The sequence below is a fragment of the Burkholderia sp. GW821-FHT14F03 genome (assembly GCF_058803765.1).
Genome location: NZ_JBXAPG010000033.1, coordinates 1 through 24,854 on the forward strand (window position 1 = coordinate 1; position 24,854 = coordinate 24,854).

Consider the following 24,854-nt stretch of genomic DNA (forward strand, 5'->3'; position numbering starts at 1 on the left):
GACGAAGGCGGCCGCCACACGCCGTTCTTCAACAACTACCGTCCGCAGTTCTACTTCCGTACGACGGACGTGACGGGCTCGATCGAGCTGCCGAAGGACAAGGAAATGGTGATGCCGGGCGACAACGTGTCGATCACGGTGAAGCTGATCGCGCCGATCGCGATGGAAGAAGGTCTGCGCTTCGCAATCCGCGAAGGCGGCCGTACCGTCGGCGCCGGCGTCGTTGCCAAGGTCCTCGAGTAAAATCGGCGATCGGCTTTTGTAGTAATATGCAGCGCCCGGGGTCGGGCGCGCGCTCTCAGCGCACGCCCGACCCCATGTTCTTTTCGTGACCCGGCGGCGCAACACCGCCTTGCTCTTTTCAAGGAATCGACATGCAGCAACAAAAAATCCGCATCCGCCTGAAGGCTTTCGACTATCGTCTGATCGATCAATCGGCTGCCGAAATCGTCGACACGGCCAAGCGGACCGGTGCAATCGTCCGTGGCCCGGTGCCGCTGCCGACCCGTATCCAGCGTTTCGACATCCTGCGTTCGCCGCACGTCAACAAGACGTCGCGCGATCAGCTCGAAATCCGTACCCACCAGCGCCTGATGGACATCGTCGACCCGACCGACAAGACGGTTGACGCGCTGATGAAGCTCGATCTGCCGGCAGGCGTCGACGTGGAGATCAAGCTGCAGTAAGGGCTGGCGCGCTGCCCGCCCCTGCGGACGGCGCTAAGTCTTTGATTGCTTGCGAAAATCGAAAGGCCTTGCTATAATGCTAGGCTTTTCGCGTATTTGCGTAAAAAGCTGGTTGGCGCGCGTTCTCGCGGGCCCCGGCGTTTTGTAAATTAGCCCCGACCAATCGCAGTCGGGAATGGAGAAAACGATGAGCCTTGGACTCGTAGGTCGCAAGGTTGGCATGACCCGTATTTTCACGGCTGAAGGGGATTCGATTCCCGTCACCGTGCTGGACGTGTCGGACAACCGCGTGACGCAGATCAAGACTGTTGAAACCGACGGCTACACGGCCGTGCAGGTTGCATTCGGTTCGCGCCGCGCCTCGCGCGTGGTGAAGCCGCTGGCAGGTCATCTCGCCAAAGCCGGCGTCGAAGCCGGTGAAGTCCTCAAAGAATTCCGCATCGATGCGGCCAAGGCTGCCGAGCTGTCGAACGGCGCCGTGGTCGGTCCTGATCTCTTCGAAGTAGGCCAGAAGGTCGACGTGCAAGGCGTGTCGATCGGTAAGGGCTATGCCGGTACGATCAAGCGTTACAACTTCGCCTCCGGCCGTGCCACGCACGGTAACTCGCGCTCGCACAACGTGCCGGGCTCGATCGGTATGGCGCAGGATCCGGGTCGTGTGTTCCCGGGTAAGCGCATGACGGGCCACATGGGTGACGAGACGGTGACGGTGCAGAACCTCGAAATCGCGCGTATCGACGCCGAGCGCAAGCTGCTGCTGGTCAAGGGCGCAGTGCCGGGCGCGAAGGGCGGTAAGGTTTTCGTGACGCCGGCCGTGAAGACGCGTGCCGTGAAGGGGGCGAAATAATGGAACTGAAGCTCCTGAATGCCAATGGTCAGGAAGGTTCGGTGGTCAATGCATCGGACGTCGTGTTCGGCCGTGACTACAACGAAGCGCTGATCCACCAGGTCGTGGTGGCTTACCAGGCGAACGCCCGCCAGGGCAACCGCGCGCAGAAGGATCGTGAGCAAGTCAAGCACACGACCAAGAAGCCGTGGCGCCAGAAGGGTACGGGCCGTGCTCGTGCCGGTATGTCGTCGAGCCCGCTGTGGCGTGGCGGTGGTCGGATTTTCCCGAACTCGCCCGAAGAAAACTTCTCGCACAAGGTCAACAAGAAGATGCATCGCGCAGGTCTCTGCTCGATCTTCTCGCAGTTGGCTCGCGAAGGCCGCCTGTCGGTCGTCGAGGACATCATCCTCGAAGCACCGAAGACCAAGCTGTTGGCTGAAAAATTCAAGGCCATGGGCCTCGAATCCGTGCTGATCATCACCGACACGGTTGACGAGAACCTGTACCTCGCGTCGCGCAACCTGCCGCACGTGGCAGTTGTCGAGCCGCGCTACGCTGACCCGCTGTCGCTGATCTACTTCAAGAAAGTGCTGGTCACGAAGGCTGCGGTCGCCCAGATCGAGGAGTTGCTGTCATGAGCGAGATTCGCAAGAACGATCATCGTTTGATGCAGGTCCTGCTCGCACCGGTGATTTCCGAGAAGGCGACGCTGGTCGCCGACAAGAACGAGCAAGTCGTGTTCGAAGTCGCGCCGGATGCCACGAAGCAGGAAGTGAAGGCGGCCGTCGAGCTGCTGTTCAAGGTTGAAGTTGATTCCGTCAACGTGCTGGTCCAGAAGGGCAAGCAAAAGCGCTTCGGCCGTTCGATGGGCCGCCGCAAGGACGTGAAGAAGGCCTACGTGTGCCTGAAGCCCGGCCAGGAAATCAACTTTGAAGCGGAGGCCAAGTAATCATGGCAATCGTTAAAGTTAAACCGACTTCGCCGGGTCGCCGCGCGATGGTCAAGGTGGTCAACAAGGATCTGCACAAGGGCAAGCCGCACGCGGCGCTGCTCGACTCGCAGAGCTCGACCGCCGGCCGTAACAACAACGGCCGCATCACCACCCGCCACAAGGGCGGTGGTCACAAGCAACACTATCGTATCGTCGATTTCCGTCGCATCAAGGACGGCATCCCGGCGAAGGTGGAGCGCCTCGAGTACGACCCGAACCGTAGCGCGAACATCGCGCTGATCGTGTACGCGGACGGCGAGCGCAGCTACATCATCGCATCGAAGGGCATGACGGTCGGCCAGCAGATCGTGTCGGGTTCGGAAGCTCCGATCCGCGCGGGCAACACGCTGCCGATCCGCAACATCCCGGTCGGTACGACGATTCACTGCATCGAGATGCTGCCGGGCAAGGGTGCGCAGATGGCGCGTTCGGCCGGTACCTCGGCGATGCTGTTGGCGCGTGAAGGCGTGTACGCGCAGGTCCGCCTGCGTTCGGGTGAAATTCGTCGTGTGCACATCGAGTGCCGCGCGACGATCGGTGAAGTCGGCAACGAAGAGCACAGCCTCCGCCAGATCGGCAAGGCAGGCGCGAACCGCTGGCGCGGTATCCGCCCGACGGTGCGCGGCGTTGCGATGAACCCGATCGATCACCCGCACGGTGGTGGTGAAGGCAAGACCGCGGCCGGTCGCGATCCGGTGAGCCCGTGGGGCACGCCGGCGAAGGGCTTCCGCACTCGCCGCAACAAGCGCACGACGACGATGATCGTCCAGCGCCGTCACAAGCGTTAAGGAGTAGGCAATGGCACGTTCTGTTAAAAAAGGTCCGTTCTGCGACGCCCATTTGCTGAAGAAAGTTGAGGCGGCTGCAGCTTCGCGCGACAAAAAGCCGATCAAGACCTGGTCGCGTCGTTCGACGATCCTCCCGGATTTCATCGGTCTGACGATCGCCGTTCATAACGGCCGTCAACACGTTCCGGTGTACATCTCGGAAAACATGGTCGGCCACAAGCTTGGCGAGTTCGCACTGACCCGGACGTTCAAGGGTCACGCGGCCGACAAGAAGGCCAAGAAATAAGGGGCAATCAAGATGGAAGTGAAAGCAATTCATCGCGGTGCCCGCATCTCGGCGCAGAAAACGCGCCTTGTGGCTGACCAGATCCGCGGTTTGCCGGTCGACAAGGCGCTGAACGTTCTGACGTTCTCGCCGAAGAAAGCGGCTGGCATCGTGAAGAAGGTTGTGCTGTCGGCGATCGCGAATGCGGAGCACAACGAGGGCGCGGACATCGACGAGCTCAAGATCAAGAGCATCTACGTCGACAAGGCTGCGTCGCTCAAGCGTTTTACCGCGCGCGCCAAGGGCCGCGGTAACCGCATCGAGAAGCAATCCTGTCACATCACTGTGACGGTCGGGAATTAAGGGGTCATACGATGGGACAGAAAATTCATCCGACTGGCTTCCGTTTGGCCGTCAGCCGTAATTGGGCGTCGCGTTGGTACGCGAACAACAACAATTTCGCGGCGATGTTGCAGGAAGACATTGGTGTTCGCGAATACCTGAAGAAGAAGCTGAAGAACGCTTCGGTCGGTCGCGTCGTCATCGAGCGTCCGGCGAAGAACGCGCGCATCACGATTTACAGCTCGCGTCCGGGCGTCGTCATCGGCAAGAAGGGTGAGGATATCGAACAGCTGAAGACGGAACTGCAACGCCGCATGGGCGTTCCGGTTCACGTCAACATCGAAGAGATCCGCAAGCCTGAAACCGATGCGCAGCTGATCGCCGATTCGATCACGCAACAGCTCGAGCGCCGGATCATGTTCCGCCGCGCGATGAAGCGCGCGATGCAGAACGCGATGCGTCTGGGTGCCCAGGGCATCAAGATCATGAGCGCCGGCCGTCTGAACGGTATCGAAATCGCCCGTACGGAGTGGTATCGCGAAGGTCGCGTGCCCCTTCACACGCTGCGTGCCGACATCGACTACGCAACCTCGGAAGCGAAGACGACCTACGGCATCATCGGCGTCAAGGTGTGGGTGTACAAGGGCGACACGCTCGGCCGCAACGATGCGCCGGTCGTGGAAGAAGTGGCCGAGGACAAGCGTCCCCGCCGCAACGCGCGTCCGGGCGATCGTCGTCCGCGTCGTGACGGTGAAGGCGGCGCTCCGGGTGCTCGCCGTGGCGCACCGCGCCGCGCTGCCGGCAAGCCGGAAGACGGCAAGACTGGAGAATAACGATGCTGCAACCGAAACGCAGGAAGTATCGCAAAGAGCAAAAAGGTCGTAACACCGGTATCGCGACGCGCGGCAACGCCGTGTCGTTCGGTGAGTTCGGCCTGAAGGCTGTCGGTCGCGGCCGTTTGACCGCGCGTCAAATTGAAGCGGCGCGTCGTGCCATGACGCGTCACATCAAGCGTGGCGGCCGCATCTGGATCCGTATCTTCCCGGACAAGCCGATTTCGCAGAAGCCGGCAGAAGTGCGGATGGGTAACGGTAAGGGTAACCCTGAGTACTACGTCGCCGAGATTCAACCGGGCAAGATGCTGTACGAAATGGATGGCGTAACCGAAGAACTGGCGCGTGAGGCGTTCCGTCTGGCCGCAGCGAAGCTGCCGCTGAAGACGACGTTCATCGTGCGTCAGCTCGGCGCCTAAGGAGAAAATATGAAGGCTTCCGAACTTCTCCAGAAAGATCAGGCCGCGCTCAACAAGGAGCTGTCGGACCTGTTGAAGGCGCAATTCGGCCTGCGCATGCAACTCGCGACCCAGCAGCTCACGAACACGAGCCAGCTGAAGAAGGTTCGTCGCGACATCGCACGTGTGCGGACCGTCCTGACTCAGAAGGCGAACCAGAAATGAACGATAGCGTGAAAACCTCGCTGAAGCGGACGCTGGTCGGTAAGGTCGTCAGCAACAAGATGGACAAGACCGTTACCGTGCTGGTCGAGCACCGCGTCAAGCATCCGATCTACGGCAAGTATGTCGTGCGCTCGAAGAAGTACCACGCGCACGATGAAGCGAACACGTACAACGAAGGCGATCTCGTCGAAATCCAGGAAACCCGTCCTGTTTCGAAGACGAAGGCCTGGGCCGTGTCGCGCCTCGTCGAAGCAGCCCGCGTGATCTAAGCACCAGGCGGAACCGCTGCAAGGCAGTAGAAGTACTTGAAATCGCAAAGTTTTTGCTTGCGTGGCCGGGGTTATTTGTTATAATCCCGGTCTTCCCTCTTTAAGGGAGCCCCGTCGCGGGCGAAGTTACTGGTGGGGGAAGCGGATAGGCGTTCTGCCTGTTCCGAAGGATTCACCGATTTGCGATGGCGGGTTTCGTTAGCCGTCGCTGCTGTTCAAACCCAAGCAGCCGTTGGCTGACGGGACCAAGACTGACCGCATGCGCCATGGTGGTGCGTACGGATTAAGTTGGGAAAGACAAACCATGATCCAGACCGAATCTCGGCTTGAAGTGGCCGACAACACGGGTGCACGTGAAGTCATGTGCATCAAGGTGCTCGGCGGCTCGAAGCGTCGTTATGCCAGCATTGGCGACATCATCAAGGTGACTGTCAAAGAGGCAACGCCGCGCGGGCGCGTGAAGAAAGGCGAAATCTACAACGCCGTGGTGGTTCGCACCGCCAAGGGCGTGCGTCGTCAAGACGGTTCGCTGATCAAGTTCGACGGCAACGCCGCTGTGCTTTTGAATAACAAGCTTGAGCCGATCGGCACCCGTATCTTCGGGCCGGTCACGCGTGAGCTGCGTAGCGAACGATTCATGAAGATCGTTTCGCTGGCGCCGGAAGTGCTGTAAGGAGTCGCGATGAACAAGATTCGCAAGGGTGACGAAGTCATCGTCATCACCGGCAAGGACAAGGGCAAGCGCGGCGTCGTGTTGGCTGTTGGCGCCGAGCATGTGACGGTTGAAGGTATCAACCTCGTCAAGAAGCATGTGAAGCCGAACCCGATGAAGGGTACGACGGGCGGCGTGGAAGCGAAGACGATGCCGATCCGTATTTCGAACGTCGCACTGGTCGACGCGAACGGCAAGGCTTCGCGGGTTGGCATCAAGGTCGAGGAAGGCAAGAAAGTACGCTTCCTGAAGACGACCGGTGCTGTGCTGAGCGCTTGACGCTGCGGAGTATAGAAATGGCACGTTTTCAAGAGTTTTACAAAGAGAAGGTTGTTCCGGGCCTGATCGAGAAGTTCGGCTACAAGTCGGTCATGGAAGTGCCGCGCCTCACCAAGATCACCCTGAACATGGGTCTTGGCGAAGCCGTCGCTGACAAGAAGGTGATCGAGCACGCCGTCGGCGACCTCGCGAAGATCGCAGGCCAGAAGCCTGTCGTGACGAAGGCTCGCAAGGCGATCGCAGGCTTCAAGATTCGTGAAGGCTATCCGGTCGGCGCGATGGTGACGCTGCGTGGCCAGGCGATGTACGAATTCCTCGACCGTTTCGTGACTGTTGCGCTGCCCCGCGTGCGCGACTTCCGTGGCGTGTCGGGTCGTGCATTCGACGGCCGTGGCAACTACAACATCGGTGTGAAAGAGCAGATCATTTTCCCCGAAATCGATTACGACAAGATCGACGCGCTGCGTGGGCTGAACATCAGCATCACGACGACCGCGAAGACCGACGACGAAGCCAAGGCCCTGCTCGCCAGCTTCAAGTTCCCGTTCAGAAACTGAGGTTACCGTGGCTAAACTGGCACTGATCGAACGTGAAAAGAAGCGCGCCCGCCTGGTCGCGAAGTTCGCAGCGAAGCGCGAAGCGCTGAAGGCGACCATCGACGACCAAAGCAAGTCGGAAGAAGAGCGCTACGAAGCACGCCTGGAGCTGCAGCAACTGCCCCGCAACGCAAACCCGACCCGCCAGCGCAACCGCTGCGCGATCACGGGCCGTCCGCGTGGCACGTTCCGCAAATTCGGCCTCGCGCGTAACAAGATTCGTGAAATCGCATTCCGTGGCGAGATTCCTGGCCTGACCAAGGCGAGCTGGTAATAGGAGAAACGTAAATGAGCATGAGTGATCCTATCGCCGATATGCTGACTCGCATCCGCAACGCGCAGATGGTCGAGAAAGTATCGGTCGCGATGCCCTCGTCGAAGGTCAAGGTTGCAATCGCACAAGTCCTGAAGGACGAAGGTTACATCGACGATTTCGCGGTGAAGAGCGAAGGCGCCAAGTCCGAGCTGAACATCGCGCTGAAGTACTACGCTGGCCGTCCGGTCATCGAACGCCTCGAGCGCGTGTCGAAGCCGGGCCTGCGCGTGTACCGCGGCCGCAACGACATTCCGCAGGTCATGAATGGCCTCGGTGTGGCGATCGTGTCGACGCCGAAGGGCGTGATGACCGACCGCAAGGCGCGCGCTACGGGCGTCGGCGGCGAAGTCATCTGCTACGTCGCTTAACCGAAAGGAGAGAGGAACATGTCTCGAGTAGGTAAGAGCCCGATCGCGCTGCAAGGCGCGGAAGTCAAGCTGGCCGACGGTTCGATTACCGTCAAGGGCCCGCTGGGCACCATCACGCAAGCGGTGAACCCGCTCGTGAACGTGGCGAACAACGACGGCACGCTGAACCTGTCGCCGGTCGACGACAGCCGCGAAGCAAATGCACTGTCGGGCACGATGCGCGCGATCATCGCGAATGCCGTGCACGGCGTGACCAAGGGTTTCGAGCGCAAGCTGACGCTGGTTGGCGTCGGTTATCGTGCGCAGGCGCAAGGCGACAAGCTGAACCTGTCGCTGGGTTTCTCGCACCCGGTGGTGCACCAGATGCCGGAAGGCGTCAAGGCTGAAACCCCGACGCAAACCGAAATCGTGATCAAGGGGATCAACAAGCAACAAGTCGGTCAAGTAGCTGCGGAAGTGCGCGGCTACCGTCCGCCGGAGCCTTACAAGGGCAAGGGCGTGCGCTATTCCGACGAGGTTGTGATCCTCAAAGAAACGAAGAAGAAGTAAGGGTGCGCAATCATGGATAAGACTCAATCTCGCCTGCGCCGCGCTCGCCAGACGCGTATCAAGATCGCTGAGCTGCAGGTCGCGCGTCTCGCCGTGCATCGCACGAATACGCACATCTACGCTCAAGTGTTCTCGCCCTGCGGCACCAAGGTGCTCGCCAGCGCGTCGACGCTCGAGGCGGAAGTGCGCGCCGAGCTCGCCGACAAGTCGGGCAAGGGCGGCAATGTTAACGCCGCGACGCTGATCGGCAAGCGTATTGCCGAGAAGGCAAAGGCCGCCGGCATCGAATCCGTCGCCTTCGATCGCTCGGGCTTCCGCTACCACGGCCGCGTCAAGGCGCTGGCCGAGGCAGCTCGTGAAGCTGGGCTCAAGTTCTAAGGAAGGAATTCGTCATGGCAAAGATGCAAGCGAAAGTTCAGGCTGACGAGCGCGACGACGGCCTTCGCGAAAAGATGATTTCGGTCAACCGCGTGACCAAGGTCGTGAAGGGTGGCCGGATTCTCGGCTTCGCCGCACTGACCGTGGTCGGCGACGGCGATGGCCGGATCGGTATGGGCAAGGGCAAGGCGAAGGAAGTGCCGGTCGCTGTCCAGAAAGCGATGGAACAGGCGCGCCGCAACATGTTCAAGGTGCCGCTCAAGAACGGCACGCTGCAGCACGAAGTGCATGGTAAGCACGGCGCGTCCGCGGTCCTCCTCGCTCCGGCGAAGGACGGTACCGGCGTGATCGCCGGCGGCCCGATGCGCGCAGTGTTCGACGTGATGGGCGTGCAGAACGTCGTGGCGAAGAGCCACGGTTCGACGAACCCGTACAACCTCGTCCGTGCGACGCTCGACGGCCTGCGCAAGCAGTCCACCCCGGGCGACATCGCGGCGAAGCGCGGCAAGTCCGTCGAAGATATTTTGGGCTAAGCCCGGGTGGTCACCATGTCTGAAAAAACTGTCAAGGTTCAGCTCGTGAAGAGCCTGATTGGGACCCGCGAAACGCACCGCGCCACCGTGCGCGGTCTGGGTCTGCGTCGCCTCAATTCGGTCAGCGAGCTTCAGGATACGCCGGCGGTGCGCGGCATGATCAACAAGGTCTCGTACCTCGTTAAGGTCATCGATTAAGCGTCCGACTACGGATCAAGGAGTTGATATGGAATTGAATAACCTGAAGCCGGCAGAAGGCGCGAAGCATGCGAAGCGCCGCGTCGGCCGCGGCATCGGTTCGGGCCTCGGCAAGACGGCTGGCCGTGGTCACAAGGGTCAGAAATCGCGTTCGGGCGGCTTCCACAAGGTCGGCTTCGAAGGCGGTCAGATGCCTCTGCAGCGTCGTCTGCCGAAGCGTGGCTTCACGTCGCTGACGAAGGAATTCGTCGGTCAAGTGCGCCTCTCCGACCTCGAAAAGCTGCCGGTCGATGAAGTCGATCTGCTCGCACTGAAGCAAGCCGGCCTGGTCGGCGAGCTGACGAAGAGCGCGAAGATCATCGCCACGGGCGAACTGAAGCGCAAGATCGTCGTGAAGGGTCTCGGCGCCACCAAGGGTGCGCGCGCCGCGATCGAAGCGGCCGGCGGTTCGTTTGCCGAGTGACACGCCTAGCGTGCCGTCACTAGCATTTGCATCGGAGAAGGTACTTGGCTAACAGCCCGAGTCTCGCAAAACCCGGTCGAAGCACGGCGAAGTTCGGCGATCTGCGCCGGCGTGCAATGTTCTTGCTGCTGGCGCTGATCGTCTACCGTATCGGCGCGCATATCCCGGTGCCGGGCATCGATCCTGATGAACTGGCGAAGCTGTTCCAGAGTCAGGCGGGCGGCATCCTGGGCATGTTCAACATGTTCTCGGGTGGCGCGCTGTCCCGCTTCACGATCTTCGCGCTGGGGATCATGCCGTACATCTCGGCGTCGATCATCATGCAGTTGCTGGCGATCGTCTCGCCGCAGCTGGAAGCGCTGAAGAAGGAAGGGCAGGCCGGACAACGGAAGATCACGCAGTACACGCGGGTGTTCACCGTGGTGCTCGCGACCTTCCAGGCATTCGGCATTGCCGCCGCATTGGAGAATCAGCCTGGGCTCGTCACCGATCCCGGCATGGTGTTCCGGCTCACCACGGTGGTTACGCTGGTGACGGGCACGATGTTCCTGATGTGGCTGGGTGAGCAGATCACTGAACGGGGTCTGGGCAACGGCATCTCGATCATCATCTTCGGCGGGATCGCGGCAGGGTTCCCGAATGCCGTGGGTGGTTTGTTCGAGCTGGTGCGTACGGGTTCGATGAGCATCATTTCGGCGATCATCATCGTCGTCCTGATCGCCGCGGTGACTTACCTGGTCGTGTTCATCGAACGCGGTCAGCGCAAGATCCTCGTGAACTACGCGAAGCGCCAGGTCGGCAACAAGATCTACGGCGGGCAGTCGTCGCACCTGCCGCTGAAGTTGAACATGTCGGGCGTGATTCCGCCGATCTTCGCATCGTCGATCATCCTGTTCCCGGCAACGATCCTGAGCTGGTTCAGCTCGGGTGAACGCAAGAGCTGGTTCTCCGACACGCTGCACAACGTGGCGGAAGCACTGAAGCCGGGCCAGCCGGTGTATGTGCTGCTGTACACGCTGGCAATCGTGTTTTTCTGCTTCTTCTACACCGCGCTGGTGTTCAACAGCAGAGAAACCGCGGACAACCTGAAGAAGAGCGGCGCGTTCGTTCCTGGCATTCGCCCGGGCGACCAGACCGCGCGATATATCGACCGCATCCTCACGCGTCTGACGCTGGCCGGTGCGATCTACATCGTCTTCGTGTGTCTGCTGCCGGAATTCCTGGTGCTGCGCTGGAATGTGCCGTTTTATTTTGGTGGAACGTCGCTGCTGATCATTGTCGTCGTCACGATGGACTTCATGGCGCAGGTGCAGTCGTACGTGATGTCGCAACAGTATGAGTCGCTGCTCAAGAAAGCCAATTTCAAGGGCGGCAACGTCCCAATGCGTTGATAAAAAGATATGGCCAAGGACGATGTAATCCAGATGCAGGGAGAGGTGATCGAAAACCTTCCGAATGCGACCTTCCGTGTGAAGCTGGAAAACGGCCATGTCGTATTGGGGCATATCTCCGGGAAGATGCGGATGCACTACATCCGCATCCTGCCGGGCGACAAGGTGACGGTTGAGTTGACGCCTTACGATCTGTCGCGTGCGCGGATCGTGTTCCGGGCGAAGTGATTTGAAAAAAGGGTAATATCATGAAAGTGATGGCATCGGTTAAGCGCATTTGCCGCAATTGCAAGATCATCAAGCGCAAGGGCGTGGTCCGCGTGATCTGCAGTTCGGATCCGCGCCACAAGCAGCGTCAAGGCTGACCGCGCGTTTTGTTTGCGCTTTTTGTTTGAGGAAAAACAATGGCTCGTATTGCAGGGGTTAACATCCCGAATCACCAGCATACCGAAATCGGCCTGACGGCCATCTTCGGTATCGGTCGCACGCGCGCACGCGACATCTGCGTGTCTTCCGGCGTCGCGTTCTCGAAGAAGGTCAAGGACCTGACCGACGCAGACCTCGAAAAGCTGCGTGAAGAAGTGGGCAAGTTTGTCGTCGAAGGCGATCTGCGCCGTGAAGTGACGATGAACATCAAGCGTCTGATGGACCTGGGCTGCTATCGCGGCGTACGTCACCGTAAGGGTCTGCCGATGCGTGGCCAGCGCACCCGCACGAACGCACGTACCCGCAAGGGTCCGCGTCGCGCAGCGCAAGCGCTGAAGAAATAAGCGGCACTGACAGTTACAGGAAAACGTAATGGCTAAGGCTTCCAACTCGGCGGCGCAACGCGTTCGCAAGAAGGTAAAGAAGAACGTCGCGGAAGGCGTGGTTCACGTCCACGCTTCGTTCAACAACACGATCATCACGATCACCGATCGCCAAGGCAACGCGCTGGCATGGGCGACGTCGGGCGGTCAGGGCTTCAAGGGCTCGCGCAAATCGACGCCGTTCGCCGCTCAGGTTGCAGCCGAGTCGGCCGGTCGCGTGGCGATGGAATACGGCGTGAAGAATCTGGAAGTGCGGATCAAGGGCCCCGGCCCGGGTCGCGAATCGGCAGTGCGCGCACTGCACGGTCTCGGGATCAAGATCACCGCGATTTCGGACGTCACCCCGATTCCGCACAACGGCTGCCGTCCGCCGAAGCGTCGCCGCATCTAAGGATGCGTGGGCGTGATGCCTGTCGCCGCGCTGCGTCGACGGGCAGAAGCATTTTGATTGACTAAGTCCACCGTTCGCCCCAAAGGGTGCGGACTAGCGCGGAGCCGATCCGCGTGATGCTAGATAAAGGAATGTAACGTGGCACGTTATACCGGCCCGAAGGCCAAGTTGTCCCGCCGTGAAGGCACCGATCTCTTCCTGAAGAGCGCCCGCCGCTCGCTCGCCGACAAGTGCAAGCTCGACAGCAAGCCGGGTCAGCACGGCCGCATCTCCGGTGCGCGCACGTCCGACTACGGCACGCAGCTGCGTGAAAAACAGAAGGTCAAGCGCATCTACGGCGTGCTCGAGCGCCAGTTCCGCCGCTACTTCGCCGAAGCCGACCGCCGCAAGGGCAACACGGGTGAAAACCTGCTGCAACTGCTCGAGTCGCGTCTCGACAACGTCGTCTACCGCATGGGCTTTGGCTCGACCCGCGCTGAAGCGCGTCAGCTCGTGAGCCACAAGGCGATCACCGTGAACGGTATCGTCTCGAACATCCCGTCGCTGCAAGTCAAGGCGGGCGATGTGGTGTCGATCCGTGAAAAGTCGAAGAAGCAGGCGCGTATCGTCGAAGCGCTGTCGCTGGCTGAGCAGGGCGGCCTGCCGAGCTGGGTGGCGGTCGATGCGAAGAAGTTCGAAGGCACGTTCAAGCAAGTGCCGGAACGCAGTGATATCGCCGGCGATATCAACGAAAGCCTGATCGTCGAATTGTATTCGCGTTAAACCGATTGATAGCCGAGGCATCCTGGGTTGCGTTCCGCAATGCAGGGCCTCGGCTGTTTATTTTCTGGTTGTTACCGGTCAGCCTTATCGGTGTAACGAGCCGAGGGTATTGAAAAGGAAAACCTATGCAAACCAGTTTGTTGAAACCCAAGATCATCTCCGTGGAATCGCTGGGCGAGAACCATGCGAAAGTGGTCATGGAGCCGTTCGAACGCGGCTACGGCCATACCTTGGGCAATGCGCTCCGTCGCGTGCTGCTGTCGTCGATGGTGGGCTACGCGCCGACCGAAGTGACGATCGCGGGCGTGGTGCACGAGTATTCGACGCTTGACGGTGTGCAAGAGGACGTCGTCAACCTGCTGCTGAACCTGAAGGGCGTGGTGTTCAAGCTGCACAACCGCGACGAAGTCACGGTGACGCTGCGCAAGGAAGGCGAAGGCGTCGTGACCGCGGGCGACATCGAGCTCGCGCACGACTGCGAAGTCATCAACCCGAATCACGTGATCGCGCATCTGTCGAAGGGCGGCAAGCTCGACGTTCAGATCAAGATCGAGAAGGGTCGCGGCTATGTGCCGGGCAACGTGCGCCGCTACGGCGAGGAAACCGCCAAGATCATCGGCCGCATCGTGCTGGACGCGTCGTTCTCGCCGGTTCGCCGCGTGAGCTACGCCGTTGAAAGCGCACGGGTCGAGCAGCGTACCGACCTCGACAAGCTCGTGATGAACATCGAAACGAGCGGCGTGATCACCCCGGAAGAAGCGATCCGCCAGTCGGCCCGCATCCTGGTCGATCAGCTGTCGGTGTTCGCGGCGCTGGAAGGCACGGAAACGACCGCGGAAGCGCCGTCGCGCGCCCCGCAGATCGATCCGATCCTGCTGCGTCCGGTGGACGATCTCGAGCTGACGGTTCGTTCGGCGAACTGCCTGAAGGCCGAGAACATCTACTACATCGGCGACCTGATCCAGCGCACGGAAAACGAGCTGCTGAAGACGCCGAACCTCGGCCGCAAGTCGCTGAACGAGATCAAGGAAGTGCTCGCTTCCCGCGGTCTCACGCTGGGCATGAAGCTCGAAAACTGGCCGCCGGCTGGTCTCGACAAGTAATTCCGGCTGTAGCAGTCGCTGGTCAAGATGCGGATTTTCCTTTAAAATCCGCATCTTGCTTTTTTCGTTACCGGCCCGTGCACCGCTTTGCAGGTGCGATAGAAGAGCTGGATCAAAACTTTGAATCTAGGAAACTGAAATGCGCCATCGTCATGGTCTGCGGAAACTGAACCGCACGAGCAGCCACCGTCTGGCTATGCTCCGTAACATGTCCAACTCGCTGATCGAGCACGAAGTCATCAAGACGACGCTGCCGAAGGCCAAGGAACTCCGCAAGGTCGTCGAGCCGCTGATCACGCTCGGCAAGAAGCCGTCGCTGGCGAACCGCCGCCTCGCGTTCAACCGCCTGCGTGACCGTGATTCGGTCGCGAAGCTGTTCGACGTGCTGGGCCCGCGCTTCGCAAACCGCCCGGGCGGTTACCTGCGCATCCTGAAGTTCGGCTTCCGCGTGGGCGACAACGCGCCGATGGCACTGATCGAACTGCTCGATCGTCCGGAAGTCGACGAAGCGGAAAACATCCAGGAAGCCGAATAAGTTTCACCTCGGCAGGACTGCAAAAGGGTCAAGCGCATGCTTGACCCTTTTTGTTTGTGCGTCGTGCCCGTTGTTTAGGCAGACGCCTTGCGCGTGCGCTACGATATGACGTTTCGACAGGTCGCTGGAGGACCGCCGATGGTCGTGATTCTGATGCTGACGACGGTGCCCGACGCGGCCGTCGCGCAGGCGCTGGCCGAGAGCGCGCTGGCCGCGCGGCTCGCGGCGTGCGTGTCCGAGCAGGGCACGGTGCGCTCGCGCTATCACTGGCAGGGCAAGATCGAGACGGGCGAGGAGATCCAGCTGCTGTTCAAGACCAGCGCGGCCCGCGCGCTGGAACTCGAGCGTCACATCCGAGCTCACCATCCGTACGACACGCCCGAAATCCTCTCCTGGCAGGCAACCGCATCGGACGCCTACGGCCAGTGGGTCGCCACTGAAACCCAACGCGCATTCCATGTCTAATCGTCTTTCGCTTCGTCTGTTCCGCGTGCCGCGCGTGCTGTTCGCCGGTTTCTCGCTGTTTGTCCTGCTGCTGGGTTTCGGGGCCGCTGCGCGCGCCGCGGACGATTTCCTCGATCCCGCGGTTGCCTTCAAGTTCAGCTCGAGCGAGGCGCCGGGACAGGTCGACCTCCACTACACGATCGCCGACGGCTATTACATGTACCGCGAGCGCTTCGTGATCGCGGTGAAGAGCGGCGCCGCGGCGCTCGGCGAGCCGCAGATGCCGGCCGGCCATACCAAGTTCGACCAGACCTTCCAGAAGGAGGTCGAGACCTACCGGGGCGAACTGACGATCCACGTGCCCGTGAAGCAGGCGTCGGGGCCGTTCGAGCTGTCGGTCACGTCGCAGGGCTGCGCGGACGAAGGCATCTGTTATCCGCCCGCCGAGCACGTCGTGAAGATCTCGGGGGCGGCGCTGGGCGCGGCCGGCGCGGCGCTGACCGCCGCCGCGCCCACGACGCCGCATGCGGACGACGGCAGCTGGTACGAGCGCGTGACGAGCGCCGACTACGCGCAGTCGCTCCTCGAAGGCCACGGCTTCCTGACGATCATCGCGCTCTACTTCGTCGCCGGGATGGTGCTGAGCCTGCTGCCCTGCTCGTACCCGATGATCCCGATTCTGTCCGCCATCGTCATCGGAGAAGGCACGCGGGCCACTCGCGCACGCGGCTTCGCGTTGTCGCTGACCTACGTGCTCGGCATGGCGCTCGTCTATACGGCGCTCGGCATCGCGGCGGCGCTGGTCGGGCAGAGCCTCGGCGCCTGGCTGCAAAACCCGTGGGTGCTCGGCGCGTTCGGCGCGCTGCTCACCGTTTTCGCGCTGACCCTGATCGGCGGGATCGACCTCGCGCTGCCGCAGCGCTGGCAGGACGGCGCCGCGCAGGCGTCGAACCGTCGCTCGGGCGGGCGTTTCCTGGCGGTGGCGACGATGGGCGCGCTGTCGGCGCTGGTCGTCGGCGCCTGCATGACCGCGCCGCTGTTCGCGGTGCTCGCGTTCATCGCGCATACCGGCAACGCACTTCTCGGCGGCGCAGCGCTGTTTGCGATGGGGCTCGGCCTCGGCGTTCCGCTGCTGATCATCGGGCTCGGCGCCGGCACCGTGCTGCCGCGCGCGGGCGCGTGGATGGACGGCGTCAAGGTGTTCTTCGGCGTGGTGCTGCTCGCGGCCGCGCTGTGGATCGTCTGGCCGGTGCTCGGGGCGGTCGCGCAGCTCGGCCTGAGCGCGTTGTGGCTGTTGGTCGCCGCGGCCGCGCTGGGGTTGTTCACGCCGCAATCGGGCGGTGCGTCGGTGTGGCGGCGTCTCGGGCGCGGCTTCGGCGCGGCGCTCGCGATCTGGGCGGCGACCCTGCTCGTCGGCCTGGCGGCCGGCTCGTCCGACCCGCTGCGCCCGCTCGCGGTGCTGGCCGCGCGGGCGCCGGCCGGCGCCGCCGCCTCGGCGGCGCATGAAGGTCCGGCGTTCGCGGCGGTGCGTTCGAGCGCCGAACTGGATCAGGTGCTGAAGCAGGCGACGCAGCCCGTGATGCTCGATTTCTACGCCGACTGGTGCGTGAGCTGCAAGGAGATGGAGCACCTGACCTTTACCGACCCGCGCGTCTCGGCGCGGCTCGCGCAGATGCAACTGGTGCGCGCGGACGTCACAGCGAACAACGCGGACGACCAGGCGCTGCTCAAGCGCTTCGGCCTGTTCGGGCCGCCGGGGATCATCGTCTTCCGCGACGGCAAGGAACTGGGCCGGGTGGTCGGTTATCAGGCCGCCGATCGCTTCCTGCGCAGCCTCGACCGCGTGGCGGCATCGGACGGCAGCGCGCAGACATCGTAAGCGGCGCGCCATGAAAAACGGCGAGCCCTGCGAAGGGCCCGCCGTTTTTTTCGCCGATACGGCGCGGGCTCAGCGCTGCGCGCGCAGGAGCCGCGCGGCGTCGAGCGCGAAGTAGGTCAGCACGCCGTCCGCGCCGGCGCGCTTGAACGCGAGCAGCGATTCGAGCACCACCTTGTCGTGGTCCAGCCAGCCGTTCTGCGCGGCGGCCTTCAGCATCGCGTATTCGCCGCTCACCTGGTACACGTAGGTCGGGAAGCGGAATTCGTCCTTCACGCGCCGCACGATGTCGAGATACGGCATGCCCGGCTTCACCATCACCATGTCCGCGCCTTCCTCGATGTCGAGCCGCACTTCGCGCAGCGCTTCGTCGCTGTTGGCCGGGTCCATCTGGTAGGTCATCTTGTTGCTCTTGCCGAGATTCGACGCGGAGCCGACGGCATCGCGGAACGGGCCGTAGAACGCGGACGCGTACTTCGCCGAATACGCCATGATCCGAGTATGGATATGGCCTTCGCTCTCGAGCATCTCGCGGATCGCGCCGATGCGGCCGTCCATCATGTCCGACGGCGCGACGATGTCGACGCCGGCTTCCGCGTGCGCGCGCGCCTGGTCCATCAACAGTTCGATCGTCGTGTCGTTGATCACGTAGCCGCTCTCGTCGAGCACGCCGTCCTGGCCGTGGCTCGTGTACGGATCGAGGGCGACGTCGGTCAGCACGCCCAGCTCGGGGAAGCGCTGCTTCAGCTCGCGCACCGCGCGCGGGATCAAGCCTTCGGGATTGGCCGCCTCGGCGCCGTCCGGCGTCTTGAGCGACGGCTCGATCGCCGGGAACAGCGACAGCACCGGCACGCCCAGCTCGACACACTGCTCGGCGACGCCCATCAGCAGGTCGACCGACACGCGCTCGACGCCCGGCATCGACGGCACCGGCTGCTGCTGGTTCGTGCCTTCGACGACGAACACCGGGTAGATCAGGTCGTTGGTGGTGAGAAGGTTTTCGCGCATCAGGCGACGCGAGAAGTCGTCGCGACGCATGCGGCGCGGGCGATGCAGAGGATGGATGCTCATGGTGGAATGGGAGGAAAGGGGCCGGATGGAACCTTACGATTCCCTTCGGTAATTTTTCGAGACAATGGTATATGATAGCGATCGAGCATCGCGTATTACGCGATGTTCCCCGCTTCTCCTCCCTGAGCGGGTGCCTGTCGTTTTTCGATTAGGCTGTTTGACCCGCCGGAATACGGCGGGTTTTTTTATGAGCCCAACGAATGGCAGGTGCCGTCAGGAGCGCGTCCCATCGGACGCGTTGCCCGCTCATTGTGCTACAGCGTCGCCATCTTCGCTGGCGACCGACGGCCGCAGCCAGCTCTCGATCAATGCATGGGCGTCGTCGAGGCCGACCCGCTTGAGCGCCGAGAACAGCTGCACGGTGAGCGTGCCTTCGTAGCCCGCGGCGCGGTAGGCGTCGAGTTCCTTCTGGGTCGAGCGCAGCGCGTTGATGCTTTCCTGGCGCGTCAATTTGTCGCATTTGGTCAGCAGCGTGTGAATCGGCTTGCCGGTCGGTGCAAACCACTCGATCATGCGTCGGTCGAGTTCGGTCAGCGGGCGGCGCGAATCCATCATCAGAATCATCCCGCGCAGCTGCGGCCGGGACTGCAGGTAGCTCGACAGCAGGGCTTCCCAGTGGGCCTTCGCGGCCCCCGGCACTTCCGCGTAGCCGTAGCCCGGCAGGTCGACGAGGTTCGCGACCGGCTCGGCGGCCGGGCCGACGGAGAAGTAGTTGATGTGCTGGGTGCGCCCGGGCGTCTTCGACGCGAAGGCGAGCCGCTTCTGGTTGCACAGAATGTTGATCGCGGTGGACTTGCCCGCGTTCGAGCGTCCGGCGAAGGCGATCTCCGGCTGCACCGTCGGCGGCAGGTCGCGCAGGTGGTTGACGGTCGTGTAGAAGCGGGCTTGATGGAGCAGGAAGGCCATGGGAACCGGAGGGGCAGGGACGGCGCGGGCCGCCCGATGGGGTGGGAGTGGCTCCGCGGTAGCCCGGATAGGCGGCGGAGCTTTCATCGCGATATTGTACAATACGGCGGTTTTACCGAGGCCAGTGAAGCCGGTGCGGGTGCTTGTGCGGTAGACTGGTTGCCGTCGTTTTTTGCAGAACCTCTAATTCCCACAAGACGAAACAAGGTGTGCGAATGAATCGACTGTGCAAGTCTCTGATGGTGCTTCAGGTTGCAGCAGGGTTCGTTGGTTTCGTAGCAGAAGCAGGCGCGGCGGAAGCGGCCAAGCCGGATCTGGATCGCGGCAAGGCGATCGCCTCACAGGTCTGCGCGTCGTGTCACGGTGCGGACGGCAACAGTGCGACGGGCGCGTTCCCGAAGCTCGCCGGCCAGCATCCCGAGTATCTGGTCAAGCAGCTGAACGATTTCAAGACGCAACCCGGCGCGAAGCGGCCCACCCGCAACAACGCCGTGATGGTGGGCTTCGCGGCGGCGCTGAACGAGCAGGACATGCGCAACGTCGCGGCCTACTACGGATCGCAGGCGGCGAAGCCGGGCACCGCGCGCAACGCGGATACCGTGCCGATCGGCCAGAAGATCTATCGCGGGGGCATCGCGGAGAAGGGCGTGCCGGCCTGCGCGAGCTGCCACGGGGCGACGGGGCAGGGGATCCCGGTTCAATATCCCCGCCTGTCGGGGCAGTGGGCGGATTACACCGCCGCCCAGTTGACCGCGTTCCAGCAGGGCGCGGGCGCGCGCAGCAACAACGAGCCGATGCATCAGATCGCCTCGCGCTTGTCGGACAGCGAGGTGAAGGCCGTGGCCGATTACATCGCCGGCCTGCGCTGATGCGGTTCGCACGCGGATGAAACACGCTGGTTGCCAACGGGCGGCCGGTGCAAGAACAAGAAAAGGGTGGGGCGCCGCTGGCAAGCGGCCGCCTTGCCCTTTTTTGTTGTCAGTCGGAGTTTGAATGAGCGTTACCACATCGGGGTTGCAGTCCAAGTCGGGCCAGCGGGCCGCGAAGAGCGCGGTCGAGCTGCTGAGTTCGATGCGCTTCGCCATCGCCTTGCTGGTGGTCCTGTCGATCGCGAGCATCATCGGCACCGTGCTCACGCAGGACGATCCCTATCCGAACTACGTGAACCAGTTCGGTCCGTTCTGGGCCGACATCTTCCGCTCGCTGGGCCTCTACAACGTGTACAGCGCGTGGTGGTTCATGCTGATCCTGATCTTCCTCGTCGTGTCGATCTCGCTGTGCGTGATCCGCAACGCGCCGAAGATGCTCGCCGACGTGAAGAGCTGGAAGGACAAGGTCCGCGAGGGCAGTCTGCGCGCGTTTCACCACAAGGCCGAGTACGCGGTGCACGGCGAGCGCGCGCAAGTCGCCCAGACGCTCGCCGGGTTCGTGCGCAAGGCCGGTTACCAGCACGTCGTGCGCGAGTCGGACGGCGCGACGCTGATCGCCGCGAAGCGCGGCGCGCTGACCAAGTTCGGCTACATCTCCGCCCACCTCGCGATCGTCGTGATCTGCATCGGCGGGCTGCTCGACAGCAACCTGCCGATCAAATTCCAGATGTGGATGTTTGGCAAGAGCCCGGTCAACACGAGCGCGACGATCAGCGAGATCTCGCCCGATCATCGGCTGTCGGCGGCGAACCCGACGTTCCGCGGCTACGCCTGGGTGCCGGAAGGCCAGTTCGTGTCGACCGCGATCCTCAACCAGCCGAACGGCTCGCTGATCCAGGATTTGCCGTTCTCGATCCAGCTCAACAAGTTCATCGTCGACTACTACTCGACCGGCATGCCCAAGCTGTTCGCGAGCGACATCGTCGTGATCGACCGCGAGACAGGCCGCAAGATCCCGGCGCGGGTCGAGGTGAACAAGCCGTTCACGTACAAGGGCGTGTCGATCTACCAGTCGAGCTTCCAGGACGGCGGCTCGCTGATGGAAATGACCGCGTACCCGATGAGCGGCGACAGCCTCAAGACCTTCCCGGTCAAGGGCGCGATCGGCGGCGCGGTGCCGCTGCCCGGCCCCGACGGCGACACGATCGAGTTTTCCGATTTCCGCGCGATCAACGTCGAGAACATCTCGGACGCGAGCGGCAAGACCGATGCGCGCGGCGTCGCGACGACCCGCACGCTGCGCGAGGCGTTCGACGAGCGGCTCGGCTCCGGCGCGAAGACCTCCAAGCCGCTCGAACTGCACAACGTCGGGCCGTCGGTGCAGTACAAGGTGCGCGGCAAGGACGGCCAGGCGCGCGAATTCAACAACTACATGCTGCCCGTCGAGATCGCGGGCGAACGCGTGTTCCTCGCCGGCGTGCGCGCGAGCCCGAACGATCCGTTCCGCTACCTGCGGATCCCGGCCGACAGCCAGGATACGCTCGGCGAATGGATGCGCCTGCGCGCCGCGCTCGAGGATCCGGCCGTGCGCACCGAGGCGGCGCGCCGTTTCGCGCAGCGCTCGCTGTCCGGCGCCGAGGCCGGCCTGCGCGCACGCCTGAACGACAGCGCGCTGCGGGTCTTGACCCTTTTCTCGGCGTCCGACGACAGCGTCGGCCGGGGCGCCGACGGCCAGCCGCTCGGCGGGTTCCAGGCCGTCGCGACCTTCATCGACCGCTCGGTGCCGAAGGGGGAGCAGGAGAAGGCGGCCGGCCTGCTGCTGCGCATGCTCGAAGGATCGATGTGGGAGGTCTGGCAGGTCGCGCGCGAGCGCGCCGGCGAGCCGCCCGTGCAGCAGGGCGCGGATACGATCCGCTTCGTGCAGAGCGCGATCAACGCGTTGTCGGACAGTTTCCTGTACGGCGCCCCCGTTTATTTGCAGCTCGATTCGTTCAAGCAGGTGCAGGCGTCGGTGTTCCAGCTCACGCGCGCGCCCGGCAAGAATCTGGTGTATCTTGGCAGCCTGCTGCTGGTGCTCGGCATCTTCTCGATGTTCTACGTGCGTGAACGGCGGCTGTGGTTCTGGCTCAAGGACACCGGCACGGGCGTCAGCGTGGTGATGGCGATGTCCAGCGCACGCAAGACCTTCGATTTCGAGAAAGAGTTCGTGCAGACGCGCGACGCGGCAGGCGCCGTGTTGGGCGCCGCACCAGGCGACGCCGCCGGCGCGCCTGCCGCCCGCGCCCCGCAGGGCGCCGGCTCCGAGGAAACCATCCGGTAAGATCATGGACCTGACCCAAGTTACTTCCGCTTCTTCGTCGCCGCGCGCTCCCGCCGCGGCGCAGAACCCGCTCTTCGACGAGCGGCCGTTCCTGCGGCGCCTGTCGCTCGTCGACTGGCTGTTCGCACTGGCGCTCGTGGTGGGCGCGGGCTATGCGCTCGTGCATTACCAGGCGCACATGAATTACTACGACAAGGCGGTGCTGGTCGGCACCGTGCCGGCGCTCGCCATTCTCGGCTGGCGCTGGAAGCCCGCGCGGCTCCTGATGGCCTCGATCGCCGTGCTGTCGCTGCTGTCGATCCAGATTTACCAGGGCGATCTCGCCCGCGCCGATTCGGCGTTCTTCCTCAAGTACTTCCTGTCGAGCCAGTCGGCGATCCTGTGGATGAGCGCGCTGTTCGTGCTTGCCACGGTGTTCTACTGGATCGGCATGCTGGCGCGCGCGGAGACGGGCGGCGCGATCGGCCAGAAGCTCACCTGGGTCGCGGTGTTGATGGGCTTCACCGGCCTGATGGTGCGCTGGTATGAGTCCTACCTGATCGGCGCGGACGTCGGCCATATCCCGGTGTCCAACCTGTATGAAGTGTTCGTGCTGTTCAGCCTGATCACCGCGCTGCTCTATCTGTACTACGAAGGTCACTACGGCACGCGCGCACTCGGCGCGTTCGTGCTGCTCGTGATCAGCGCGGCGGTCGGTTTCCTGATGTGGTACTCGATCGCGCGCGACGCGCAGCAGATCCAGCCGCTTGTGCCGGCGCTGCAGAGCTGGTGGATGAAGATCCACGTGCCCGCGAACTTCATCGGCTACGGCAGCTTCGCGCTGTCCGCGATGGTGAGCGTCGCCTACCTGTGCAAGGAGCGCGGCGTGCTCGCGGATCGCCTGCCGACGCTCGAGGTGCTCGACGACGTGATGTACAAGTCGATCGCGGTCGGCTTCGCGTTCTTCACGATCGCGACCATCCTCGGCGCGCTGTGGGCGGCCGAGGCATGGGGCGGCTACTGGAGCTGGGATCCGAAGGAGACCTGGGCGCTGATCGTCTGGCTCAACTACGCGGCATGGCTGCACATGCGCCTGATGAAGGGGCTGCGCGGCACGGTCGCGGCCTGGTGGGCGCTGACGGGCCTGCTCGTCACGACCTTCGCGTTCCTGGGCGTCAACATGTTCCTGTCGGGGCTGCACAGCTACGGCAAGTTGTAAGATTCGCCGCGCTCGACCGACTCATCACCGCCGCTGCACCTCGTGCGCGGCGGTTTTTTGTTGCGCGGCCGGTTTCGCGGCAGGCTGAACGGCGGGCCCGCGCATGTGTCGAACGCTCGTCGGGCCCGTCGCCCGACCGGGCAGAATGGAGCATCAGCCATGTGGATCAAGCCTACGCAGCACGCCGACCTGGCCGGCGACGCAATTCCCCGCAGCGAAATCACCCCGCAAGCCGTGTTCGAGCAGCGCCGCCGCTTCATGCAGGCGGCCGGCGCCGCGGCGGCGGGCGGCCTGCTCGGCGCGAGCGCGCCGGCGTTCGCCGCTTACGCGTCGCCGGACCCGCGCGCGGCCAAGCTCGCCGCGCGCACCAATCCGGCCTTCGTCGTCGCCGACAAGGCCACGTCCTTCAAGGACCTCACCACCTACAACAACTTCTACGAATTCGGCACCGACAAGGGCGATCCCGCGCAGAACGCCGGCACGCTGCGGGCGCGCCCGTGGCGCGTGAGCGTCGAAGGGGCGGTCCGGCATCCCAAGGTGTATGACCTCGACGAGCTGCTGAAGCTCGCGCCGCTCGAGGAGCGCGTGTACCGGCTGCGCTGCGTCGAGGGCTGGTCGATGGTGATTCCCTGGATCGGTGTGCCGCTCGCGGAACTGATCCGGCGCGTGCAGCCGACCGGCAGCGCGAAGTACGTGCAGTTCATCACGCTCGCCGATCCGTCGCAGATGCCGGGCCTCGCCGCTCCGATCCTCGACTGGCCTTATTCGGAAGGGCTGCGCCTCGACGAGGCGATGCATCCGCTGACGCTGCTCACGATGGGCATGTACGGGCAGGTGCTGCCGAACCAGAACGGCGCGCCGGTGCGGATCGTCGTACCCTGGAAGTACGGCTTCAAGAGCGCGAAGTCGATCGTGAAGATCCGCTTCGTCGAACAACAGCCGCCGACGAGCTGGAATACCTACGCGCCGAAGGAATACGGCTTCTACTCGAACGTGAATCCGAACGTCGACCATCCGCGCTGGAGCCAGGCAACCGAGCGCCGGATCGGCGACGACGGCTTCTTCACGCCGAAGCGCAAGACGCTGATGTTCAACGGCTACGGCGAGGCGGTGGCGTCCCTGTATCAGGGCATGGACCTCAAGAAGTTCTTTTGAGGCGTC

Annotated in this window: 38 protein-coding genes; 36 read left to right on the forward strand and 2 right to left on the reverse strand. The window is 63.0% G+C overall.

From position 1 onward, the window contains the following. The 32 genes from AC1RQF_RS21660 to dsbD all read left to right on the forward strand — a co-directional run. Window positions 1-243: EF-Tu C-terminal domain-related protein (locus AC1RQF_RS21660; RefSeq protein WP_492872935.1), on the forward strand; the 243-nt coding region annotated here is incomplete at its 5' end. 131 nt (window positions 244-374) lie between these two features. Further along, entirely contained in the window at window positions 375-686 is a 312-nt protein-coding gene (rpsJ, locus tag AC1RQF_RS21665; protein ID WP_004199280.1) for a 30S ribosomal protein S10, read from the forward strand. Between the two features lie 187 nt (window positions 687-873). Continuing rightward, complete coding sequence (rplC, locus tag AC1RQF_RS21670; RefSeq protein WP_274000700.1) at window positions 874-1,533, forward strand: 50S ribosomal protein L3; 660 nt, start codon at window positions 874-876, stop codon at window positions 1,531-1,533. Further along, complete coding sequence (rplD, locus tag AC1RQF_RS21675; protein ID WP_252988153.1) at window positions 1,533-2,153, forward strand: 50S ribosomal protein L4; 621 nt, start codon at window positions 1,533-1,535, stop codon at window positions 2,151-2,153. The genes rplC and rplD overlap by 1 nt, the downstream gene beginning before the upstream one ends. Continuing rightward, on the forward strand, window positions 2,150-2,464 hold the full coding sequence (gene rplW / locus AC1RQF_RS21680) for a 50S ribosomal protein L23 (protein ID WP_004199275.1): 315 nt from the start codon (window positions 2,150-2,152) through the stop codon (window positions 2,462-2,464). Before rplD ends, rplW begins: the two co-directional genes overlap by 4 nt. 2 nt (window positions 2,465-2,466) lie before the next feature. Continuing rightward, window positions 2,467-3,294, forward strand: a complete 828-nt coding sequence (gene rplB / locus AC1RQF_RS21685; RefSeq protein WP_274000701.1) for a 50S ribosomal protein L2 — start codon at window positions 2,467-2,469, stop codon at window positions 3,292-3,294. Between the two features lie 10 nt (window positions 3,295-3,304). After that, window positions 3,305-3,580: a 30S ribosomal protein S19 gene (gene rpsS, locus AC1RQF_RS21690; RefSeq protein ID WP_004199273.1), complete on the forward strand. Its 276-nt coding sequence runs from the start codon at window positions 3,305-3,307 to the stop codon at window positions 3,578-3,580. A 12-nt stretch (window positions 3,581-3,592) separates the two neighbouring features. Continuing rightward, window positions 3,593-3,922 carry a 50S ribosomal protein L22 gene (gene rplV / locus AC1RQF_RS21695; RefSeq protein ID WP_004199272.1) on the forward strand — a complete coding sequence of 110 codons (330 nt, stop codon included), beginning with the start codon at window positions 3,593-3,595 and terminating at the stop codon, window positions 3,920-3,922. 11 nt (window positions 3,923-3,933) lie between these two features. Continuing rightward, window positions 3,934-4,734, forward strand: a complete 801-nt coding sequence (rpsC, locus tag AC1RQF_RS21700) for a 30S ribosomal protein S3 (protein ID WP_274000703.1) — start codon at window positions 3,934-3,936, stop codon at window positions 4,732-4,734. A 2-nt stretch (window positions 4,735-4,736) separates the two neighbouring features. Further along, entirely contained in the window at window positions 4,737-5,153 is a 417-nt protein-coding gene (rplP, locus tag AC1RQF_RS21705) for a 50S ribosomal protein L16 (protein ID WP_006029288.1), read from the forward strand. A 9-nt stretch (window positions 5,154-5,162) separates the two neighbouring features. Beyond that, entirely contained in the window at window positions 5,163-5,357 is a 195-nt protein-coding gene (rpmC, locus tag AC1RQF_RS21710; protein ID WP_004199856.1) for a 50S ribosomal protein L29, read from the forward strand. Then, a complete protein-coding gene (gene rpsQ, locus AC1RQF_RS21715) occupies window positions 5,354-5,626 on the forward strand; it encodes a 30S ribosomal protein S17 (RefSeq protein ID WP_004201274.1) in 273 nt (90 codons plus the stop codon). Before rpmC ends, rpsQ begins: the two co-directional genes overlap by 4 nt. Window positions 5,627-5,930: 304 nt before the next feature. Then, the gene (gene rplN / locus AC1RQF_RS21720) at window positions 5,931-6,299 is read left to right on the forward strand and encodes a 50S ribosomal protein L14 (protein WP_013696372.1); all 369 of its coding nucleotides are present in this window, start codon (window positions 5,931-5,933) and stop codon (window positions 6,297-6,299) included. Between the two features lie 9 nt (window positions 6,300-6,308). Then, on the forward strand, window positions 6,309-6,617 hold the full coding sequence (rplX, locus tag AC1RQF_RS21725) for a 50S ribosomal protein L24 (RefSeq protein ID WP_252984590.1): 309 nt from the start codon (window positions 6,309-6,311) through the stop codon (window positions 6,615-6,617). A gap of 17 nt (window positions 6,618-6,634) precedes the next feature. Further along, window positions 6,635-7,174 (forward strand): 50S ribosomal protein L5, encoded by a 540-nt coding sequence (gene rplE, locus AC1RQF_RS21730; RefSeq protein ID WP_252984559.1) that lies wholly within the window; start codon window positions 6,635-6,637, stop codon window positions 7,172-7,174. A gap of 7 nt (window positions 7,175-7,181) precedes the next feature. Beyond that, entirely contained in the window at window positions 7,182-7,487 is a 306-nt protein-coding gene (gene rpsN, locus AC1RQF_RS21735) for a 30S ribosomal protein S14 (protein ID WP_274000710.1), read from the forward strand. Window positions 7,488-7,501: 14 nt separating this feature from the next. Further along, window positions 7,502-7,897, forward strand: coding sequence for a 30S ribosomal protein S8 (gene rpsH / locus AC1RQF_RS21740; protein ID WP_252984561.1), 396 nt, complete (start codon window positions 7,502-7,504; stop codon window positions 7,895-7,897). Between the two features lie 18 nt (window positions 7,898-7,915). Continuing rightward, complete coding sequence (rplF, locus tag AC1RQF_RS21745; RefSeq protein ID WP_274000713.1) at window positions 7,916-8,446, forward strand: 50S ribosomal protein L6; 531 nt, start codon at window positions 7,916-7,918, stop codon at window positions 8,444-8,446. Window positions 8,447-8,458: 12 nt separating this feature from the next. Next, the gene (rplR, locus tag AC1RQF_RS21750; protein ID WP_006477183.1) at window positions 8,459-8,824 is read left to right on the forward strand and encodes a 50S ribosomal protein L18; all 366 of its coding nucleotides are present in this window, start codon (window positions 8,459-8,461) and stop codon (window positions 8,822-8,824) included. Window positions 8,825-8,838: 14 nt separating this feature from the next. Continuing rightward, window positions 8,839-9,357 (forward strand): 30S ribosomal protein S5, encoded by a 519-nt coding sequence (gene rpsE / locus AC1RQF_RS21755; RefSeq protein ID WP_007180127.1) that lies wholly within the window; start codon window positions 8,839-8,841, stop codon window positions 9,355-9,357. 15 nt (window positions 9,358-9,372) lie between these two features. After that, a complete protein-coding gene (gene rpmD / locus AC1RQF_RS21760) occupies window positions 9,373-9,555 on the forward strand; it encodes a 50S ribosomal protein L30 (RefSeq protein WP_252984564.1) in 183 nt (60 codons plus the stop codon). 28 nt (window positions 9,556-9,583) lie between these two features. Beyond that, window positions 9,584-10,018: a 50S ribosomal protein L15 gene (rplO, locus tag AC1RQF_RS21765; protein ID WP_274000718.1), complete on the forward strand. Its 435-nt coding sequence runs from the start codon at window positions 9,584-9,586 to the stop codon at window positions 10,016-10,018. A gap of 44 nt (window positions 10,019-10,062) precedes the next feature. Continuing rightward, complete coding sequence (gene secY / locus AC1RQF_RS21770) at window positions 10,063-11,409, forward strand: preprotein translocase subunit SecY (RefSeq protein WP_274000719.1); 1,347 nt, start codon at window positions 10,063-10,065, stop codon at window positions 11,407-11,409. A gap of 9 nt (window positions 11,410-11,418) precedes the next feature. After that, window positions 11,419-11,637 carry a translation initiation factor IF-1 gene (gene infA, locus AC1RQF_RS21775; RefSeq protein ID WP_004521905.1) on the forward strand — a complete coding sequence of 73 codons (219 nt, stop codon included), beginning with the start codon at window positions 11,419-11,421 and terminating at the stop codon, window positions 11,635-11,637. A 20-nt stretch (window positions 11,638-11,657) separates the two neighbouring features. Next, the gene (gene rpmJ / locus AC1RQF_RS21780; RefSeq protein WP_004199844.1) at window positions 11,658-11,774 is read left to right on the forward strand and encodes a 50S ribosomal protein L36; all 117 of its coding nucleotides are present in this window, start codon (window positions 11,658-11,660) and stop codon (window positions 11,772-11,774) included. Window positions 11,775-11,813: 39 nt separating this feature from the next. Continuing rightward, complete coding sequence (gene rpsM / locus AC1RQF_RS21785) at window positions 11,814-12,179, forward strand: 30S ribosomal protein S13 (protein WP_252984566.1); 366 nt, start codon at window positions 11,814-11,816, stop codon at window positions 12,177-12,179. Window positions 12,180-12,207: 28 nt separating this feature from the next. Continuing rightward, window positions 12,208-12,609, forward strand: coding sequence for a 30S ribosomal protein S11 (gene rpsK, locus AC1RQF_RS21790; RefSeq protein ID WP_010106947.1), 402 nt, complete (start codon window positions 12,208-12,210; stop codon window positions 12,607-12,609). A 138-nt stretch (window positions 12,610-12,747) separates the two neighbouring features. Then, window positions 12,748-13,371, forward strand: coding sequence for a 30S ribosomal protein S4 (gene rpsD / locus AC1RQF_RS21795; RefSeq protein WP_274000721.1), 624 nt, complete (start codon window positions 12,748-12,750; stop codon window positions 13,369-13,371). A 125-nt stretch (window positions 13,372-13,496) separates the two neighbouring features. Continuing rightward, on the forward strand, window positions 13,497-14,474 hold the full coding sequence (locus AC1RQF_RS21800; protein WP_252984569.1) for a DNA-directed RNA polymerase subunit alpha: 978 nt from the start codon (window positions 13,497-13,499) through the stop codon (window positions 14,472-14,474). 139 nt (window positions 14,475-14,613) lie between these two features. Further along, window positions 14,614-15,009: a 50S ribosomal protein L17 gene (rplQ, locus tag AC1RQF_RS21805; protein WP_252984570.1), complete on the forward strand. Its 396-nt coding sequence runs from the start codon at window positions 14,614-14,616 to the stop codon at window positions 15,007-15,009. 138 nt (window positions 15,010-15,147) lie between these two features. Next, entirely contained in the window at window positions 15,148-15,474 is a 327-nt protein-coding gene (gene cutA, locus AC1RQF_RS21810; RefSeq protein ID WP_274000723.1) for a divalent-cation tolerance protein CutA, read from the forward strand. After that, window positions 15,467-17,332, forward strand: coding sequence for a protein-disulfide reductase DsbD (gene dsbD / locus AC1RQF_RS21815; RefSeq protein WP_274000725.1), 1,866 nt, complete (start codon window positions 15,467-15,469; stop codon window positions 17,330-17,332). The genes cutA and dsbD overlap by 8 nt, the downstream gene beginning before the upstream one ends. A 69-nt stretch (window positions 17,333-17,401) precedes the next feature. On the opposite strand, the gene hemB is transcribed toward dsbD, so the two are convergent. Beyond that, window positions 17,402-18,400, reverse strand: a complete 999-nt coding sequence (gene hemB, locus AC1RQF_RS21820; RefSeq protein WP_274000727.1) for a porphobilinogen synthase — start codon at window positions 18,398-18,400, stop codon at window positions 17,402-17,404. Between the two features lie 246 nt (window positions 18,401-18,646). After that, entirely contained in the window at window positions 18,647-19,306 is a 660-nt protein-coding gene (yihA, locus tag AC1RQF_RS21825) for a ribosome biogenesis GTP-binding protein YihA/YsxC (protein WP_274000728.1), read from the reverse strand. 215 nt (window positions 19,307-19,521) lie between these two features. Here yihA and AC1RQF_RS21830 point away from each other — a divergent pair, with 215 nt between their 5' ends. The 4 genes from AC1RQF_RS21830 to msrP all read left to right on the forward strand — a co-directional run bounded on the left by AC1RQF_RS21830 (window position 19,522) and on the right by msrP (window position 24,848). Further along, window positions 19,522-20,175, forward strand: coding sequence for a c-type cytochrome (locus tag AC1RQF_RS21830; RefSeq protein ID WP_274000729.1), 654 nt, complete (start codon window positions 19,522-19,524; stop codon window positions 20,173-20,175). 124 nt (window positions 20,176-20,299) lie between these two features. Further along, window positions 20,300-22,495 (forward strand): cytochrome c biogenesis protein ResB, encoded by a 2,196-nt coding sequence (locus tag AC1RQF_RS21835; RefSeq protein WP_274000730.1) that lies wholly within the window; start codon window positions 20,300-20,302, stop codon window positions 22,493-22,495. A gap of 4 nt (window positions 22,496-22,499) precedes the next feature. After that, the gene (ccsB, locus tag AC1RQF_RS21840; protein WP_274000731.1) at window positions 22,500-23,693 is read left to right on the forward strand and encodes a c-type cytochrome biogenesis protein CcsB; all 1,194 of its coding nucleotides are present in this window, start codon (window positions 22,500-22,502) and stop codon (window positions 23,691-23,693) included. A 159-nt stretch (window positions 23,694-23,852) separates the two neighbouring features. After that, window positions 23,853-24,848: a protein-methionine-sulfoxide reductase catalytic subunit MsrP gene (gene msrP, locus AC1RQF_RS21845; protein ID WP_274000733.1), complete on the forward strand. Its 996-nt coding sequence runs from the start codon at window positions 23,853-23,855 to the stop codon at window positions 24,846-24,848. Window positions 24,849-24,854: the final 6 nt, after the last annotated feature.